This is a genomic window from Providencia lanzhouensis, from assembly GCF_050469745.1.
Lineage (GTDB): Bacteria > Pseudomonadota > Gammaproteobacteria > Enterobacterales > Enterobacteriaceae > Providencia > Providencia lanzhouensis.
Genome location: NZ_CP174123.1, coordinates 2,893,422 through 2,911,006 on the forward strand (window position 1 = coordinate 2,893,422; position 17,585 = coordinate 2,911,006).

At 39.1% G+C, this 17,585-nt stretch carries 15 protein-coding genes; 4 read left to right on the plus strand and 11 right to left on the minus strand.

Annotation, left to right across the window (positions count from 1 at the left end):
• Positions 1-33 precede the first annotated feature (33 nt).
• From ACIH2S_RS13745 to ACIH2S_RS13765, 5 genes are all read right to left on the minus strand, one after another.
• A complete protein-coding gene (locus ACIH2S_RS13745; RefSeq protein ID WP_154600033.1) occupies positions 34-201 on the minus strand; it encodes a hypothetical protein in 168 nt (55 codons plus the stop codon).
• Entirely contained in the window at positions 189-557 is a 369-nt protein-coding gene (locus ACIH2S_RS13750; protein ID WP_430247604.1) for a type II toxin-antitoxin system RelE/ParE family toxin, read from the minus strand. Before ACIH2S_RS13750 ends, ACIH2S_RS13745 begins: the two co-directional genes overlap by 13 nt.
• A 316-nt stretch (positions 558-873) precedes the next feature.
• Positions 874-2,247 carry an ATP-dependent RNA helicase DbpA gene (dbpA, locus tag ACIH2S_RS13755; RefSeq protein WP_036951234.1) on the minus strand — a complete coding sequence of 458 codons (1,374 nt, stop codon included), beginning with the start codon at positions 2,245-2,247 and terminating at the stop codon, positions 874-876.
• A 64-nt stretch (positions 2,248-2,311) separates the two neighbouring features.
• Positions 2,312-3,352 (minus strand): galactose-1-epimerase, encoded by a 1,041-nt coding sequence (locus ACIH2S_RS13760; RefSeq protein WP_321146662.1) that lies wholly within the window; start codon positions 3,350-3,352, stop codon positions 2,312-2,314.
• 147 nt (positions 3,353-3,499) lie between these two features.
• On the minus strand, positions 3,500-4,429 hold the full coding sequence (locus ACIH2S_RS13765; RefSeq protein ID WP_036951121.1) for a cation diffusion facilitator family transporter: 930 nt from the start codon (positions 4,427-4,429) through the stop codon (positions 3,500-3,502).
• Between the two features lie 376 nt (positions 4,430-4,805).
• Here ACIH2S_RS13765 and ACIH2S_RS13770 point away from each other — a divergent pair, with 376 nt between their 5' ends.
• Positions 4,806-5,243: a universal stress protein gene (locus ACIH2S_RS13770; RefSeq protein ID WP_036951122.1), complete on the plus strand. Its 438-nt coding sequence runs from the start codon at positions 4,806-4,808 to the stop codon at positions 5,241-5,243.
• A 60-nt stretch (positions 5,244-5,303) separates the two neighbouring features.
• Here ACIH2S_RS13770 and eco read toward each other — a convergent pair whose 3' ends face one another.
• Complete coding sequence (gene eco, locus ACIH2S_RS13775) at positions 5,304-5,780, minus strand: serine protease inhibitor ecotin (protein WP_036951124.1); 477 nt, start codon at positions 5,778-5,780, stop codon at positions 5,304-5,306.
• Positions 5,781-6,045: 265 nt separating this feature from the next.
• On the opposite strand from eco, the gene ACIH2S_RS13780 reads away from it, so the two are divergent.
• From ACIH2S_RS13780 to ACIH2S_RS13790, 3 genes are all read left to right on the plus strand, one after another.
• Entirely contained in the window at positions 6,046-6,258 is a 213-nt protein-coding gene (locus ACIH2S_RS13780) for a DUF465 domain-containing protein (protein WP_036951125.1), read from the plus strand.
• A gap of 247 nt (positions 6,259-6,505) precedes the next feature.
• On the plus strand, positions 6,506-6,862 hold the full coding sequence (locus ACIH2S_RS13785) for a nitrous oxide-stimulated promoter family protein (RefSeq protein WP_036951235.1): 357 nt from the start codon (positions 6,506-6,508) through the stop codon (positions 6,860-6,862).
• A gap of 891 nt (positions 6,863-7,753) precedes the next feature.
• Positions 7,754-8,569 carry a helix-turn-helix transcriptional regulator gene (locus tag ACIH2S_RS13790; RefSeq protein WP_036951126.1) on the plus strand — a complete coding sequence of 272 codons (816 nt, stop codon included), beginning with the start codon at positions 7,754-7,756 and terminating at the stop codon, positions 8,567-8,569.
• 152 nt (positions 8,570-8,721) lie between these two features.
• Here the strand turns inward: ACIH2S_RS13790 and ACIH2S_RS13795 are convergent, their stop codons facing one another.
• From ACIH2S_RS13795 to recJ, 5 genes are all read right to left on the minus strand, one after another.
• On the minus strand, positions 8,722-11,901 hold the full coding sequence (locus tag ACIH2S_RS13795) for an FKBP-type peptidyl-prolyl cis-trans isomerase (RefSeq protein WP_230480632.1): 3,180 nt from the start codon (positions 11,899-11,901) through the stop codon (positions 8,722-8,724).
• Positions 11,898-12,398, minus strand: a complete 501-nt coding sequence (locus ACIH2S_RS13800; protein WP_108478264.1) for a hypothetical protein — start codon at positions 12,396-12,398, stop codon at positions 11,898-11,900. Before ACIH2S_RS13800 ends, ACIH2S_RS13795 begins: the two co-directional genes overlap by 4 nt.
• Before the next feature lie 691 nt (positions 12,399-13,089).
• Complete coding sequence (gene lysS / locus ACIH2S_RS13805) at positions 13,090-14,607, minus strand: lysine--tRNA ligase (protein ID WP_036951129.1); 1,518 nt, start codon at positions 14,605-14,607, stop codon at positions 13,090-13,092.
• 7 nt (positions 14,608-14,614) lie between these two features.
• Positions 14,615-15,716, minus strand: a protein-coding gene (prfB, locus tag ACIH2S_RS13810) for a peptide chain release factor 2 (RefSeq protein ID WP_108478266.1) whose coding sequence is annotated in 2 segments (ribosomal slippage) — positions 14,615-15,637 and positions 15,639-15,716 — 1,101 coding nt in all. Because the reading frame shifts where the segments join, the coding sequence is not laid out codon by codon here.
• A 127-nt stretch (positions 15,717-15,843) separates the two neighbouring features.
• On the minus strand, positions 15,844-17,577 hold the full coding sequence (gene recJ, locus ACIH2S_RS13815; protein ID WP_036951130.1) for a single-stranded-DNA-specific exonuclease RecJ: 1,734 nt from the start codon (positions 17,575-17,577) through the stop codon (positions 15,844-15,846).
• Positions 17,578-17,585 lie beyond the last annotated feature (8 nt).

The following is a 17,585-nucleotide window of genomic DNA, read 5'->3' on the forward strand; positions in this document are numbered from 1 at the left end:
CGTTGACTGTCTGCTCATCACAAATACCCCGGTTTATGGCATTTGTGGCACAAGTGTAGAAGTATCATCTTGTCCCGTGGCAATATTTTCCGCTGGTCCTAATGACGCCATCACTTCTTCCCTTAACTTTTCGACCTCTTCATCAATTTCTTGACGCATTTCTGGTGAACATTTTTCTAGTAACTCGCTTAACGTACCCATAATCCCTCCGGTCTCACTAAGTGAGATGCATATTCCGCATCTGCTGATTTAATCAACTTGATATAAAATTGACTCTCGTCACAACCCTTTTTATTACCTGCACATAACACAATTCCACAACTTCTTGGATCAAACGCAAAACAAACTCGAATGGGTACCCCCGAAACTGGGATCCTGAGTTCTTTCATATGAATAAATTTAGAAAGTTTTAATCTATCTGCATAAGGGCGCCCTAAATGAGGTCCATATTCAGAAAGAATCAAAAGCATCGAAAGTACTTTCTTTTTTACTTGATAGTTTTGAATCTCTAACCAATCGTCAAACAAAATCCTCGTTCTTATCGTCCATGTCAACAAATTAAACTTCCTTACTTTGAGAAAAAAATTCAACTCTCTGGTTATTAAGAAAAACTCATTTTCTAAAAAAACAGAAATCAAATAACCGATTAAATACGGGGTATTGCTGTTATAACGAAAAAATTAAGTAGATTAAATAAAAAAAGAAACTCGATAAAATGAATGGAATGCGCTTCGCAGAAATCGCGGCAAGAATAAAACAGGCGAAATAATATCAAAGTAAATTATTAAGTTTTATTTGCTTATTTTGATTATGATAGAAACAAAAAAGCCCCAGTTTACTCAACTAGGGCTTCAAAAATGTCAGTCTAGGAATTTACTTTAGCAATCTCGCTCTCACTGATTTGCCTTTGATTTTACCTTGCTGTAATTGCTTCCACGCTTTGTTCGCCACTGATTTTTTAATAGCGACATAGGCATGCATGGGGTGAATCGCAATTTTACCAATATCATCCCCTTCTAGACCAACCTCTCCAGTTAATGCGCCCAGAATATCCCCAGGACGTATTTTGGCTTTTTTACCGCCATCTAGGCATAAGGTTGCCCATTGGGCTTCTAATGGTGTAATGCGCAATCCTGTTGGCTCTGGCAGCCAATTCAGCTTCATGTTAAGCATCTCTTCGAGCACGTTTGCGCGTTGAGCTTCTTCAGGTGAGCATAGGCTTATTGCTAAGCCGCTTTGTCCTGCACGAGCTGTACGACCAATGCGATGAACATGCACTTCAGGATCCCAAGACAATTCAAAGTTAATCACCATTTCCAGTGCTTTAATGTCTAAACCTCGAGACGCCACATCCGTCGCGACCAAGACTCGGCTACTACCATTTGCAAATTGGACTAAGGTTTGGTCGCGATCGCGCTGTTCCATATCACCATGCAAGACTAGGACACTTTGACGGCTATCCATTAAAGCATCATAAACCGCCTGGCAATCCTTTTTCGTGTTACAGAACACGACACAAGAAGCTGGCTGTTCACGGCTTAACAGCTTTTGCAGTAAGTCAATTTTGTCATGTCGAGACACTTCATAAAACTGCTGCTCCACGTCAGGTAATTCGTTAACCGAATTAATTTCAATGGTTTGTGGATTATTTTGGATACGTCGGCTAATTGCTGCAATGCTATCCGGCCATGTTGCTGAGAATAAAAGTGTTTGTCTATCTTCTGGCGCGAAAGAGATTACTGCGTCAATATCATCCGCAAACCCCATATCTAACATTCGGTCGGCTTCATCAAGTACCAGTGTCTGTAAATGATCTAACCGCACCGTTTCTTTATGTAAGTGGTCAAGCAAACGCCCTGGTGTTGCCACCAAAATATGTGCTGCATGCACTAAAGAATCACGCTGAACACTAAAAGGTACACCGCCACATAAAGTTAAAATTTTGAGATTAGGAATATAACGCGCTAAACGGCGTAATTCATTCGCGACTTGATCCGCTAATTCTCTTGTTGGGCATAAAACGAGGGATTGGGTATTAAAGTTTTTTGCATCAATACGTTGTAATAGCCCTAGACCAAAAGCAGCTGTTTTTCCACTCCCCGTCTTAGCTTGAGCTCGCACATCTTTGCCAGCAAGGATAGCGGGTAATGCCGCTTCTTGAATTGGGGTCATGGTTAGAAAACCCAATTCATTGAGATTGGAGAGCTGCTCCGCAGGAAGCGCATTTAGTTCAGCAAATGAAGTCACAGTTAACATTCCGAATAAAATAAAAGAGATCATCACGAGGGATCATAGCCCCTCGTACATGATACTAAAAAATAAATTGATAGCGAGTTTGACTGGTATAAATATGATTAGCTTTGGCAATGATAGGGTTTGCGCCATCTGATTCATCATGCCCTAAACCATCAAATGGGTATTGCGGAGCCAACACTATTCCAGAAAATGGCGTATAGGTTTTACTTTTACCTAAAACGGAGACTAAATGGTTCCCCGTATACAGATGGATTGCAGGTGATGTACTCATCATATTCATTTGTACATCACCATTGGGAGAACCCAGTGTCGCCACAATTTGTTGCCCGTCGACTACTGGCTCATCAAACACAAAAGTATGATCGTATCCACCTACCGCTTGTTGCTCTTCGTCTTGTAAAAAGTCACAACCAATGCGTTTCTTTTGCCTAAAGTCGAAATAAGTGTCAGTAACTTCACGCCACTCTCCCGTTGGAAGCCCTTCATTATCTTGTGGCAAGAAATACGCAGCCTGCATTTGGAGATCATGCTCAAATGCAGTACGATCTGATTGTTCACCCGCAAGATTAAAATAGGTGTAATTAGTCAGGTTAACCGGGCAATCTTGGTTACATTGATATCGGTAGTTAATGACTACTTGGTTATCATCAGTGAGCTCATAATGCACTTCAACTTTTAATTCCCCCGGAAAACCTTGGTCACCATCAGAAGATACAAGGGTAAAAATCGCTTGCTGTTGGTCAGGTTGAGCGATTGACCACACTCGATAACTAAAGTTATCACGCCCACCATGCAAACAATGTGCACCTTGATTATGTGCAAGTTGATACTTACGACCTTCAAGATCAAAAGTGGAATTTGCAATACGATTTGCGACTCGTCCTACCGTTGCGCCAAAATAGACTCGCTGCTCCATTTGAGCGGCCATATTAGGCGATCCTAAAATGATATCGCGTTTACCACTCGCCAACGGTAATATACAACTCACCCAGCTGGCGCCTAAACTACTCAAAATAATTTTCATTTCCTGTTTATTTGTGAGTGCTACGACCTTCGGTGTGCGCAGAGTGTGACGTTGTTGCTTGGTAAACTGCATTTTTCCCTAATATCCCTTATATTTCCACTTATCGTGTAACCAACATAATTTAACAATAATAAAACGAATTCTCGATGACGTAAAAAGAAAAAAGCTGAGCGCATAATACGTCAGCTTTTTCAAAAGTGCTTAATGATTAAATAAGAATTAATGCAAACAATCTTTATCATAAGGGTCTAAGTGGGTCATAACATCCAGTACTTGTGGGTTTTTCATTAATTGTTTCCTTACGTTTACCGCTATATCATGCCCTTCTAGAATTGTCATTTGACCATCTAACTCTAAATGAACATCCACAAGGAAAAAGTCGCCAGATTTGCGTGTCTTCAAATCGTGGAATCCTTTAACTCCCGGAATACCTCGAAGAACATCGCTCAATTGTTCAAGCGTTTCTTCATCAGCCCCTTTATCCATTAAGTCTTGCATAGATTGATAAGTGAATTTGAATCCCATTCGGAAGACAAATGTCCCCACAATTAAAGCAGCAATAGGGTCAAGAATGCGGATACCGCATAAACTACCAATAATCCCGATAGCGACGACTAATGAAGAGGCTGCATCAGAACGCGCATGCCAAGCATTCGCCACTAACATGCTAGAATTAACTTTATTTGCTACATGCAGCATGTAGCGGAATAAGCCTTCTTTCGCAACCAAAGCCGTTAATGCAGCAACTAATGCAATCGTATGAACTTCTGGGATTAAATCTGGGTTAATCATTTTTTCGACCGCAGACCACCCCATTCCCACACCCACGATCAACAAAATAATCCCTAAAATAAGGGATGCACCATTTTCATAACGGAAATGACCATATGGGTGATCAGCATCTGGCTTCTTATGGCTTTTTTTATTCGCAATAAGGACAACAAAGTCTGCAACTAAATCCGAAAGTGTATGAATACCATCAGCAATTAAGCCTGAAGAGTGGGAAAATATCCCAACAATAATTTGCCAAATAGACAATAGAGTATTCACCGCCACACTGATCAAAGTGCTTTTTTTTGCGGCTTTAAATTTCTCTTGTTGCAATTCGAATTCATTTTTCCCGGAAGCTGGGATTTCATGTTTATGCATAGTTTATTTTCTTAATGAAAAACAAAACAATTATCATTTAAATATAGTTTATTTTCAATGACTTAATCAAGCTCAATGATATTCTCATATTGTTTGTTAAATGTCTCATAATAAATTGTAAATAATTGATTATATTGATTGAGAATGGTTATTCTTTATTTTTCTATCCTTGATAAGATAAAAAGCCATAATCAGATAAAAGCTATAAAGGAAGATATTCATAACTAACCTATCCTCTATTATAGATAGAGTGTAGGTTCATCTTTATTAGATAGCCATGTTACTGTGAATTCAATATCACAAAATCATAAGTGTAATATGACTTATAAAATGATAGGTATATAATCAAATTAAAATAACAAATGAAGAGGTGGCTATGTATAAGAAAATATTGGTTCCTATTGATCTGTTAGAAGATGATTTAAATTCAAACATCATCAAACATGTGGAAGATTTGGCAACGTTGGGGAAGCCTGAGATTCACTTTTTCTCGGTGATCCCAAGTGTAGAACTATTTTTTGGTATTGAAGTCGCTATCTTACCTGAAAGCCATAAAAACTCGGCTGAGCGTGCAACACTCGCAATGCGGGCATTAGAAGAAGTGATCAAAGATACTAAAATTCCAAGTTCTCAAATTACATGTCAAGTGAGTATTGGTTCAGCAAAAGACGAAATTTTAGATTACTCAAAAACCATTAATGCCGACCTAATTGTCGTCGGTTCTCATCATCCAAGCACATCCACTTATTTATTAGGTTCGACTGCATCCGCCATTGTGCGTCATGCGCAAACATCAGTGTTTGTCGTTCGTTAATCTAAAGCTTACAAAATAAAAATGCCGCATCATAGAAAACTGACGCGGCATTTTAATGCATTATTTCTTAACAGAGTTCATTAATTTATCGTCTGTCGACCAAATGCGGTATTTCACTTCCATATCTTTTGGCGCATAAACAACAATTGGAAGTTTGCTGTTATAACGAACAAATGCTTCATCACCTAATTGAGTGGTAATAAAGCGGTCTTTTGCAGGTTCGCTACAAGCCATCATTGTTGAGGCAGGTCCTTTGACTTCGTCTAATTTGTAGTAGTTATATCCCCAACCCTCTAAGGTTTTTTCTTCTAAGTCACCCATAAACCATTGGCGATTACAATCTGCTTTAATGGTTTTTCCGATAACCAGCTCAACCATGTAGTCATATTCATTTTGCTGAGTATCAAGCTGGATCACATGACGAGTCATACCAGATTCTGCTTTCGGGTAAGGCGCGATCTTTCCTAAATCTTCAGTCGCCATTGCACAAGAAGACACTGCTACCGCAGCCATTACAGACAAAATCGCTTTTTTCATCATAAAATTCCTATTGGTAAAAAAATAACAACATTAAAAACTAGGGTTTGATACATAGTAGGTCAATTCAACCACTTTAATCACTATAGATGATTCTTAATTACAAAAATATAGATAACTCATTAATCCTTTAGTGATAATACTTAATATTAGTATAAGGATCATAAAATTAATAAAAATTATGTAAATCCGCCCCATCAATATGTACATAAAACAATCAATGGTTATACTGAAAGTGAGGCTTAATTCATTATGAGGAGGTAGTATGTTATCTGCTGATCAAGATTTAGTTTCACAATTAATCTCCACACACCCCCGCTTTCAATCTCTCTATGAGAAGCATCACCAATTAGATAAAGAAATTAGCAAGCTTGAAGGACCTTCAGGTGCCGGCTATAACGAACAGGTTGCCAAACTTAAAAAAGAAAAATTGCATCTAAAAGATGAAATGCAGAGAATAATGCAAACCAGTCGATAAGGTGCCTTTAAACTGCAGCTAATCTTACTTTATCAAATACATTGGGGTCTTAGCTTCAATGCATTAGGCTCCAATAAGTTAGCTACAACACAATTGGCGATAATACAGTGTTAATGGCATAAGAAATTTCTCTTATGCCATTTTTGCTATTAATGGGGGGAAAATGCTTTTATATTGATTTAAGCGCCTATAAATAGTTGCTATAAAGATATATATTAAATATATCTTTATTTGAGGAGAAGCGATGATGGTGGGTAAAAGAATATCGAGGGAAATCGTAACGATAGAAAAAATGATAAAAATCTATGAAAAGGCACATCCTGCTCCTGAAGACAACCCAGAACATTACCAAATACTTTTTTCCTATGCCGTAAAACGCCTAAATAAATGTCGTTATGGTGAAGAAAAACCAGCCTGTAAACAATGCCCTATACATTGCTACCAACCAAAGCAACGTGAACAAATGAAAATCATTATGCGTTGGGCCGGCCCTAAAATGCTATATCACCATCCTATTTTAGCAATTCGTCATCTCATTGATGATAAAAAACCTGTCCCGGAGCTACCTAGTCGGGAACGTACTACATCCAACCTGAAAAAATGATCTTATCAACAGAATATTTCACCACACCAATTCGGAATTACATCACTGAGAAAAACAAATTTATCGGTGTAAATGTTAAATATATTTAACGACAACTTGTTCGTTAGCCTCGTGTGTTTTTTTTCACTATCTTATTGGTTTTTTATCAGTTTTTAAACTCACTCACGTTATCTTCTCAATTTTCATCGAATCTCGATAAAATGACTTTAGCTCTCTATCATGTTTCTATTTCCAGAAATGACGTTCATATAAAAATTAGTAACCGAACATAATTAATAATCAAAACCCATGCTTATGAAAAATACAAAAATGATAACACTGCTCAATTAATACTAAAAATGAGATATACATCTCAATATTTAGCTTAAAACGCATGTTTTGATAAAAAACAAAAATCAATATGATTTAATAATTTTATCAATAATGTCATTAACAATTTTATACATTAGATAAATTTATTATTGATACTTTTAACGAATATACCCTAAATAATTTGCATCACTATTATTTATGATAAGACACAAATAATGACTACTTACCTTTAAAAGATAAAAAAACAATGAAAAAGCGTAAAAAAACACAAAATATTAAAATCTAAAAAATATCGAAAAACTGGAATTTAAAACCACATTTACCGGTAACTTGTAGAATAAGTGAATAGAACACCAAATAGGTTACTCGGAAAAACCGATCAGTTTTCCTATAAGCATCGTAAAAAGCATATTTCGAAACATTTATTAATACTTTAATTTACGATATGACATATAAAAAAACAGCTCATATAATTTCAATCATCAAGGTTATAGTGATTTTTTATATCAATAGAATTTAAAAACTTGATATTTGATTTCGACTATTACTTAAAGAGCTAATTTTAATAAAGGTGCTACCATGAACAGTCAATTAAGTCATCAGGTGATAAAAAAAGTACGCATAGATAAAAGTAACCCACATGCGATACTCGATTTAACCTCTAAGGGTCTTATCATAATAGAAAAAGGGTCAATATTGCTGGAAACTCCAGCCGCAAATGAGAGCCTACATGAAGGTGATATTCTCTACCATAAACAGGGGTCATATTCGTTTAAAACAGAGAACAATACACTAGATGGTGAATTCTTATGGATCTCATTGGATGATAAGTTTTTACGTGAGTATTTATCTCATTACGGATCACAATTAAGTGAGATTGAGCGAGCTGACAATGTCGCTAATGACATCATCAAGTTTACAACAAGCCCATTGATTAATGAGTTAAAAAATAGCTTAGAATCATTTATTCAAACTCAATATCCTGAAATGATCCTTAAATTAAGGATTAATGAGCTACTCTTGTTATTATCTTATAGTGAGCAAGGTGCAACTCTGTTGTCCAATTTACGACAACTCAGTAATCGTCAAGCTGAGCGTTTGCAGACATTCATGGAAAATAATTATTTAAAAGAGTGGAAGTTAAATGAGTTTGCCAGAACGTTTGGCATGGGCTTAACAACATTCAAAGAGCTATTTCATACTGTTTATGCAACATCACCTCGTTCTTGGATCAGTGAGAAGCGCATCATGTATGCACACCAATTATTGATAAATACGTCGATGAGTATTGTAGAAGTTTCTATGGAAGCCGGCTTTTCAAGTCAGTCTTACTTTACTCAAAGCTATCATAAGCGCTTTGGTTATACCCCCAGTAGGTCGCGTAAAGCCGCCTAGTACCTTCCTCACGTTATATGCCCTGTCAGTATAGGATTAATGTCTTAGCTACACTGACAGAAAGGCAACCCCGCAATAAATCATATCGTTGAAAATAAAAAAAGAGCCTACTATTTAAGTAAGCCCCTTCTTTTTATTTAGAACCTTATTAATCAGTTCGCTTGAATCACTTTCAAATCAATAATTGACATTGAGTTTGGCGGCACTTCACCGGGAATACCTTCTGGGCCATAACCACCTTCAGGCTCAATATAAATTTTGACCATTCCGCCAACACCCACTTTCTCTACGAACGAGTTCATGGGTGGTGGAAGTTGATCATAAGGTAACACCATTGGATTTTTTTCTGTATGCATAACGGTCACCTTGCCATCGGTAAGTTGTTCTCGCATGATCAATGTGATTTTTTTGTCTTTCACATTTGTAATTGGTGTACCTTTTTGTAAAACCTTATAATAAGTATAATTATCTAACTTACTGTATTTCTGCTGTTTTATATCCTGCAGGATCTTCTGATTCCGCTTTTCATTCTCTTTGGCAATAGTCGTATTATCCGCAGATGGGATTTGGATAATGGTCGGCGCTTTACCTGTAGGTGACTTTTTGCTCGTTCTTAATGCATCATTCTCTTCACGTAACTGAGTCACGCGCTGATTAAGATCCCTAATTTGCGCTTTCAGTCCCTCATCTGTTGAAAATGATTTCAAGGATGCCAACTCATCTTTTGCTTTCTTCAAACTATCTTGAACACTAGCAAGCTCCAGCTTAGATTTGTTATCCGCAGCTGTTTTTTCATCGAGCTGCTTCTTGAGTTGAAGCAATTCCTGATCTTTTTTCGAGAGATTCTCGGCATTAAATTTTTCAGCATCTAACTTTAACGCATTCAATTGTTTGTTCGCATCTAGCAGCTTTTGCTCGATGTCTGCTTGCTGTTTGTTGCGATTGGCAATGTCACCTTCAAGCTTAGCAATCAATGCTTCTTTTTCTTTGGCTTGTGACATCAATTGAGTATTTTGAGACTCTAGCTGCTGTTTATCAGACAGTTGCGCTTTTAACGAATCTTGAATGCCTTTATTCTCTTGATCTAACTTTGTTAAAGCTTCTTCTCGGCCTTTGAGTAAGCTAATTTGCTTATTCAATTCCGCAGTTAATTCTTTGACTTGTAGGTCAGTATCTTTGCCTGCAAGTTCAGTCTGTTTTTCTAATTCAGCACGCAGTTTTTGCACTTCAGTATTTGCTTGTGCTAACTGTTTTTTCGCATCCGCATAGCTTTGCTCATTCGATGTTAGCTGCGCTTGTAACTGTGCGTACTGATTTTGGCTATCCGCCAGTTGCTTAGCTATTTTTTCATGGGCATTTTGCTGAGTAACCTGTTGTTTCTTCGCTTCTGCTAACTCAACATCCAGTGCATTTTTTTGCACTAACTTAGCGGTTTGCTCAACTAATGTTGCTTGAATTTTATCGTTCTGCTGTGATTTTTCAGCGAGTTGAGTCAAAAGCTTCTGGTTTTGCTCAGATAAAGCTTTAACTTGTTTGTCGCTAGCTTGAGCCATCAACGCGGCTTTATTTTCCAGCTCTTGCTTCACGTTTTGCAAGTCTGTACTAGCCTTAGCTAGCAGCTGCTTAGATGTAGCTAATTCAGCTTCTACCACAGATTTTTGTTTTACTTTATCTGCCAGTTGCTGATTTTGTTGTTCAAGCTGCTTAACCGCGTCTTGCTGTTGTTTCAGTGCTAATTGGACATCATTTTTTTGCGCTTGAGCCTGCTTTAGCTCATCTTCACGCTGTTTCAGTAAGGCTTGTTGCTGTACTAAGTTGGCACTTACAGACTTCAGCTGTTCATCAGTATTACCAGATGACTGCAATTGCTGCTTCGCGTCAGATTGCAATTTGGTAATCTCGGAGGTTAATTGCTCGATGCGCTGATGAGCATCCGTGACTTGTTTGTCTTTGTCAGCCAACTGCTGCTTCATTTGCGCGGTCAGTTGCTGATTCTGTTGTTCAAGCAGCTTAACCGCATCTTGCTGTTGCTTGAGTGCTAATTGGACATCATTTTTTTGCGCTTGAGCCTGCTTTAGCTCATCTTCACGCTGTTTCAGTAAGGCTTCTTGCTGTACTAAGTTGGTACTCACAGACTTCAGCTGTTCATCCGTATTGCCGGATGACTGCAATTGCTGCTTCGCGTCAGATTGTAGTTTGGCAATCTCGGAGGTTAATTGCTCGATGCGCTGATGAGCATCCGTGACTTGCTTGTCTTTGTCGGCAAGTTGTTTTTTCGCATTTGTCGCTTCAATCACACCATCACTCAGCTGTTTTTCCAACTGTTTGATAGTGTCTAATGACTGGCTATTTTGTTTGGTAAGGTTATCCAGATTAGCTTGTTTTTCAGCAATCACTTTCTGCGATTTAGCTAATTCACTATTCAGCCCATCGATAACAGCTTTATTATCAACAGATTTTACAACACTTTGTAATTGCTCAATTTGCAACTTACTTGCTGCAATGTCGCCACTGAGTTTAGCTATCGTCGTTTGCTTTTCAGTAATGATGCGATTTAATTCAGCAATGTCTTTATTGTAGTTAGTCAGTTTAGTGACTAACTGACCATCAGTTAGCAGCTTATTGTACGAAATCAGCTCACCAACACCTTGAGCAACGCCAAAGCGATACAGATTTTTTAATTGCTGTTGCTCAATGAGCTTTGCCAACTGAGCCAGATTGACTGAGTTTTCAGTCCCTGCTTTCTTCGTGAAATTCGAAGAATATAAGCCAAGAGGATCAATAATGACTTGGTATTTGGCAAAATCCTTCGCCAAATACTTAGGATTCCATTGATTACCTTGTAGCAAATAGGAAGATGCAGGCTGGTAAGATTGAGACTCAGAAGGCAACAAACAGACGTCGATAGCAGGTTTGATATCTGTGTCTGCTACTTGAGCTGGTTCTGCTACTTGAACAGGTGTTTTAGGCTCAATAGGTGTTGATGCCGATGCTTTTGTATTTTGAGATTCAGATGACGTCACCGCATTCGATGATCGCTGAGCCACCTTTTTCTCTTTAGTATTCTTTACTTTACCCGCCGTAACTTGACGGTTTTCTTTCGGCACAGGAACTGGCGAAAGAGAGGATAAGACATCATAACCTTGGGCTTGTGATTTAACACTCAGTGGTACTTCGACAGGTCGAGGCTTTGGTTTTTGACCTTCATTTTCAGATTGAAGGTAAGTATCAAAGTCATCGATGACATTGTTAAAACGCTCCGCGTAGGAAGCTGTTGAAAAACATGTCGAAAAAAGTGCCAGAGAGACACAAAGCCTTAGGTTAAGTCTCATAATCCATTAATTTTCTGCAAAGTTGATTCCGTTGATAGCACTGCGTTGTAACGCACCTTAGCACAAAGAACTTTTGTTTTAGATTCAATAGCCATTTGCAATAGCTCAATGGTATCTGGGCTAGCAGTTGCTTCGATTTGTTTGTATAGCTGATTAATTTCACTCACTTCTTTAAATGAGCCTACCAGACGGTTGTAACTTTCTGGTGATAGCGTTTTCAATGAACTGAGTTCTTTAATACAAGTATTTAGTGGCGCAACACCCTGCTGCTCAACAGCATTTGGTGAACGATCTAAAGCATTATTTAAAACGTTCTGAGATTCAGGGTAAGAATCATCAGCCTTACTATTTTGCTGTGAATTATTCGTTGCTGCTGTGGTGGTTTGAGAATCAGCTAATGCCGTCTTTTGCGCATTTGGACCAGTGACACAGCCAGAAAGTAAAGCCGTGCTTACCGCAAGCAAAGACGCGACATAAAATTTATTTTTTAAAAACATATATTTACCTTACCAGTACTTTTCTTCGCTATTATTATGATGTCCTAGAAACCTAGTGTAAGCTAAAAACTCGCTATTTTCTATATAGCCGAATAGAGAAATAGAGACTTCTCATAAATCTTATGCATTTTTATTTTGTGCCAATTTAGTTTTACAACCACGGAATTGTTATTTTAGTACATTAATACTCATATCTCTCTAAATAAGATATCGCATACCTGTGTATATTGATTATTCTTGCACATTAATTAACATCAAAAACACATTTTATTAGTAATAAATCAAAACAAGCGTTGCTCGCTCATCCTATCCCTCAAGTTTTTATCAACTTAATCTAATTAATTAAATTAAAATCATGATATTACAAGCAGGTACATTTACTCAGTCAAAAATTGAAAATACTCATATTTTGAAATGTCTCAATGAAATGATAAAGATCACTTCGATAACAAAGCTAGGTATTGAATAAAATAAAATCCTACACTTATTAAATCAGCCAATGAATAGCAGTTATCTTAAAAAGATATTGAGCTTAAATTAACGCATAACGTGATGTAACGCAGATTTTTATTTTAATACTGGAAAGGTACAACAAATTAATTGTGGGTTTGAATGAGAGAATTAAATAAAAATGCCATGATTAATTGAGAAGATTCATGCCCAGTTATTAACTGGGCATGAAAAACAAAACTTAAGCTTTGCTAGGACGTAATGCAGGGAATAGGATTACATCACGAATAGTATGGCTATTAGTAAATAGCATGACCATACGGTCAATACCAATACCTAAACCTGCTGTTGGTGGTAACCCGTGCTCTAATGCGGTCACGTAATCTTCGTCGTAGAACATCGCTTCATCATCACCTTCGTCTTTCTGACGAACTTGTTCAGCAAAACGTTCTGCTTGGTCTTCTGCGTCATTTAACTCAGAGAAACCGTTACCAATTTCACGACCACCAATGAAGAATTCGAAGCGATCAGTAATGAATGGGTTATCATCATTACGGCGCGCTAATGGAGAAACTTCAGCCGGATATTCTGTAATAAAGGTTGGTTGAATTAAGTGGCTTTCAGCAACTTCTTCAAAGATTTCGCACTGAACACGACCTAAACCCCAGCTCTTCTCAATCTTGATTCCGATAGACTGCGCGATCGCAACCGCTTTATCCATATCATCCAGGTCAGCAACGTTAGTTTCTGGACGGTATTTGCAGATAGCTTCTTTCATCGTCATTTTGGTAAATGGTTTACCAAAATCGAACTCTTGTTCACCATATTTAACAACGGTATTACCTAATACTTTCTGCGTTAAAATACGGAATAAGTCTTCAGTCAGCACAATCAGGTCACGGTAATCGGCATACGCCATATACAGTTCCATCATCGTGAATTCTGGGTTATGACGAGGAGATAAACCTTCGTTACGGAAGTTACGGTTGATTTCGAATACGCGTTCAAAACCACCGACAACTAAACGCTTCAGATACAGTTCCGGCGCAATACGCAGATACATATCAATATCTAATGCATTATGGTGAGTCACAAATGGACGTGCAGAAGCACCACCCGGAATAACTTGCATCATCGGAGTTTCTACTTCCATAAATCCATGTTCGACCATGAAGTTACGAACTTCCGCTAAGATCTTAGAACGGATGATGAAAGTGTTACGAGATTCATCGTTAGCAATCAGGTCAAGGTAACGTTGACGGTAACGTGTCTCTTGGTCTGATAAACCGTGGAATTTATCTGGTAATGGACGCAGAGCTTTAGTCAGCAAACGAACTTCATGACAGTGAACGGTCAATTCGCCAGTTTTAGTTTTAAATAAACGACCTTTAGCACCTAAAATGTCACCTAAGTCCCATTTTTTGAACTGTTCGTTGTAGATACCTTCTGGCAGATCATCGCGTGAGACGTAGATCTGAATACGGCCACCAACATCTTGTAATGTTGCAAATGACGCTTTACCCATGATACGACGAGTCATCATACGACCCGCAATAGTCACTTCAATGTTCAGGTCTTCCAGCTCTTCTGCAGATTTTTCACCAAATTCAGCGTGAAGCTTATCAGAGACATTTTCACGACGAAAATCATTTGGGAATGGAATACCCTGTTCGCGCAGCGCAACCAGTTTTTCTTTACGGGCTTTGAGTTCGTTATTTAAATCGGGAGCTTGTTCTGCACCCTGTTGCTCTTGAGACATTTTTTCCTCACAGGCCAGCTTTTAAACTAGCTTCAATGAATTTATCCAAATCACCATCCAGCACGGCTTGCGTGTTACGCGTTTCCACACCAGTACGTAAGTCTTTAATGCGTGCATCATCAAGGACGTAAGAACGAATTTGGCTTCCCCAGCCAATGTCCGATTTATTCTCTTCCATCGCTTGCTTATCTGCGTTCTTCTTCTGCATTTCCAGTTCGTATAATTTCGCTTTTAACTGGCGCATGGCTTGATCTTTGTTTTTATGCTGTGAACGGTCGTTCTGGCACTGAGTCACAATGTTGGTCGGTATATGGGTGATACGCACCGCAGACTCAGTTTTGTTAACGTGCTGACCACCGGCACCCGAGGCTCGGTATACGTCGATACGTAAATCAGCAGGGTTAATTTCGATATCAATATCATCATCAACTTCAGGATAGATAAACGCTGAACTAAATGAAGTATGACGACGACCGCCGGAGTCAAATGGGCTTTTGCGCACTAAACGGTGAACACCCGTTTCTGTTCTTAACCAGCCATAGGCATAATCACCGATGATTTTAATTGTTGCAGATTTTAAACCCGCCACATCACCATCTGACTCTTCGATAATTTCTGTTTTGAAGCCTTTTGACTCAGCCCAACGCAGATACATACGCATGAGCATACTTGCCCAATCTTGCGCTTCTGTACCGCCAGAACCTGCTTGTAAGTCGATATAGCAGTCAGCGCTGTCATATTCACCGGAGAACATTCGGCGGAATTCAAGTTGCTCTAACTTGCCTTGCAGTGCTTCTAACTCAGCGCCCGCTTCGTTGAACGTTTCTTCATCATCAGCTTCTACCGCCAATTCCAATAAACCTTCTACGTCTTCAATACCTTGGGTCAGTTGGTCAATTGTCTCAACAATCGCCTCAAGGGAAGAGCGTTCTTTGCCAAGTGCTTGAGCGCGTTCTGGTTCATTCCAGACATCCGGCTGCTCAAGTTCTGCATTCACTTCTTCTAAGCGTTCTTTCTTGGCATCATAGTCAAAGATACCCCCTCAGAACCGTTGTCCGTTCAGACAGGTCCTGAATTTTGCTTTTTACTGGGTTTATTTCAAACGTCATTTTCACTATCTTATAGTTGATCAATAAAGATAAATATTTTCATTCACGAACCGTTTAGTATAACGGAATTCCTGTCAGGTTTATAGGGCATCAATCCTCTATTTCTGAACGAACTTTTACCGTGGTTTTAATCGGGCCAAATGTGTTCAATCATCAATTGCACATTTTTATTTCCGCGAAACTCGTTCACATCTAACTTAAACGCGATTTTCGCTTTTTTGACGCTATTATCTGGCCATCTACGGACATCAATATTGAACATAATGCCATCCAACATCGGCCCTCCATTCACGGGTTCTAACATCAATTTTAAATGTTTCTCGCCCACCAACTTTTGTTGCAATAACTGGAAATGCCCATCAAATACAGGTTCAGGAAAAGACTGCCCCCACGGACCGCTTTCGCGAAGTAATTCCGCCGTCTCTAATGACAGTTGATTACGCAATAATTCGCCGTCACTCCAAATAACGCCCGATAATTGCTCAGGTTGAATAAGTTCTCCCATCAGCATTTCGAAATGGTATTTGAATGCGTCAAATTTGCTCTCTTCAAGCGACAGACCCGCAGCCATGGCGTGTCCACCAAACTTTTGCATTAACCCCGGTTGCAGCGTATTTAATCGCTCTAATGCATCGCGCATATGAACGCCCTGCACTGAACGACCAGAGCCTTTTAATAACCCATCTCCGGCAGGCGCGAACGCAATAACGGGGCGATGGAATTGCTCTTTAATTCGTGAAGCTAAAATCCCAACCACCCCTTGATGCCATTCGGGATGATATAGCGCTAAACCATTCGGTAACTGATTTTCGCTGTATTCGATTTTGTTAAATAGCACCAATGCTTCTTGCTGCATACCCGCTTCAATTTCACGGCGGGTCTGATTTAAACCATCTAACTCATTGGCTAGCTGGCGTGCATGTGCCATATCATCCGTCAACAGTAATTCAATACTGACAGACATATCATCCAGCCGACCAGCCGCATTAAGTCTTGGTCCCAGCGCAAAGCCAAAATCATTCGCGACCAGACGAGAGGCATCTCGCTTAGATACCTCAATTAACGCTTTGATCCCAGCACAGCAGCGCCCTGCTCTCACTCGATTCAACCCTTGATGTACCAGAATGCGGTTGTTCGTATCCAATGGCACCACGTCTGCTACGGTACCCAGCGCGACTAAATCAAGGTATTCCGCTAAATTAGGCTCGCTGATCCCTTGCTTTTCAAACCACTGCTGTTGGCGTAAATGGGCTCTTAACGCTGACATTAAATAAAACGTTACCCCAACACCAGCCAGTGATTTCGATGCAAATTGGCAATCATTAAGATTCGGATTGATGATAGCATCCGCCGTCGGTAGCGTTTCTCCCGGTAAATGGTGGTCGGTAATAATTACCTTCATCCCATACTCGTGAGCAGTCACCACGCCATCATGAGAAGAGATACCGTTATCTACCGTAATAATCAGATCCGTTCCCTGCTTATAGGCTTCGTCCACCACCAATGGCGTTAAACCGTAGCCATTTTCAAAACGGTTTGGAACGATATAGTTTAAATTCCTATACCCCATCGCTTTAAGCGCACGGATAGCTAATGCTGTACTCGTTGCACCATCAGCATCAAAATCCCCAACAATAGTGATTTTTTGGTGCTCCACCAGCGCCAAATAGAGCAGCGTTAGTGCATTTTCAACCCCTGATAGCGAACGGTAATCAAGCAAATTAGACGCTTTACGCTCCAATTGAGCGAGAGAAGTTATCCCTCTAGAGGCATAAATGCGCTGCAAAAGTTCAGGAACATTAGGTAATGCCGCGGCATTACCTGTTAATTCTCGTTGACGTAAAAAAGTTTCGACATTCACAATGATGA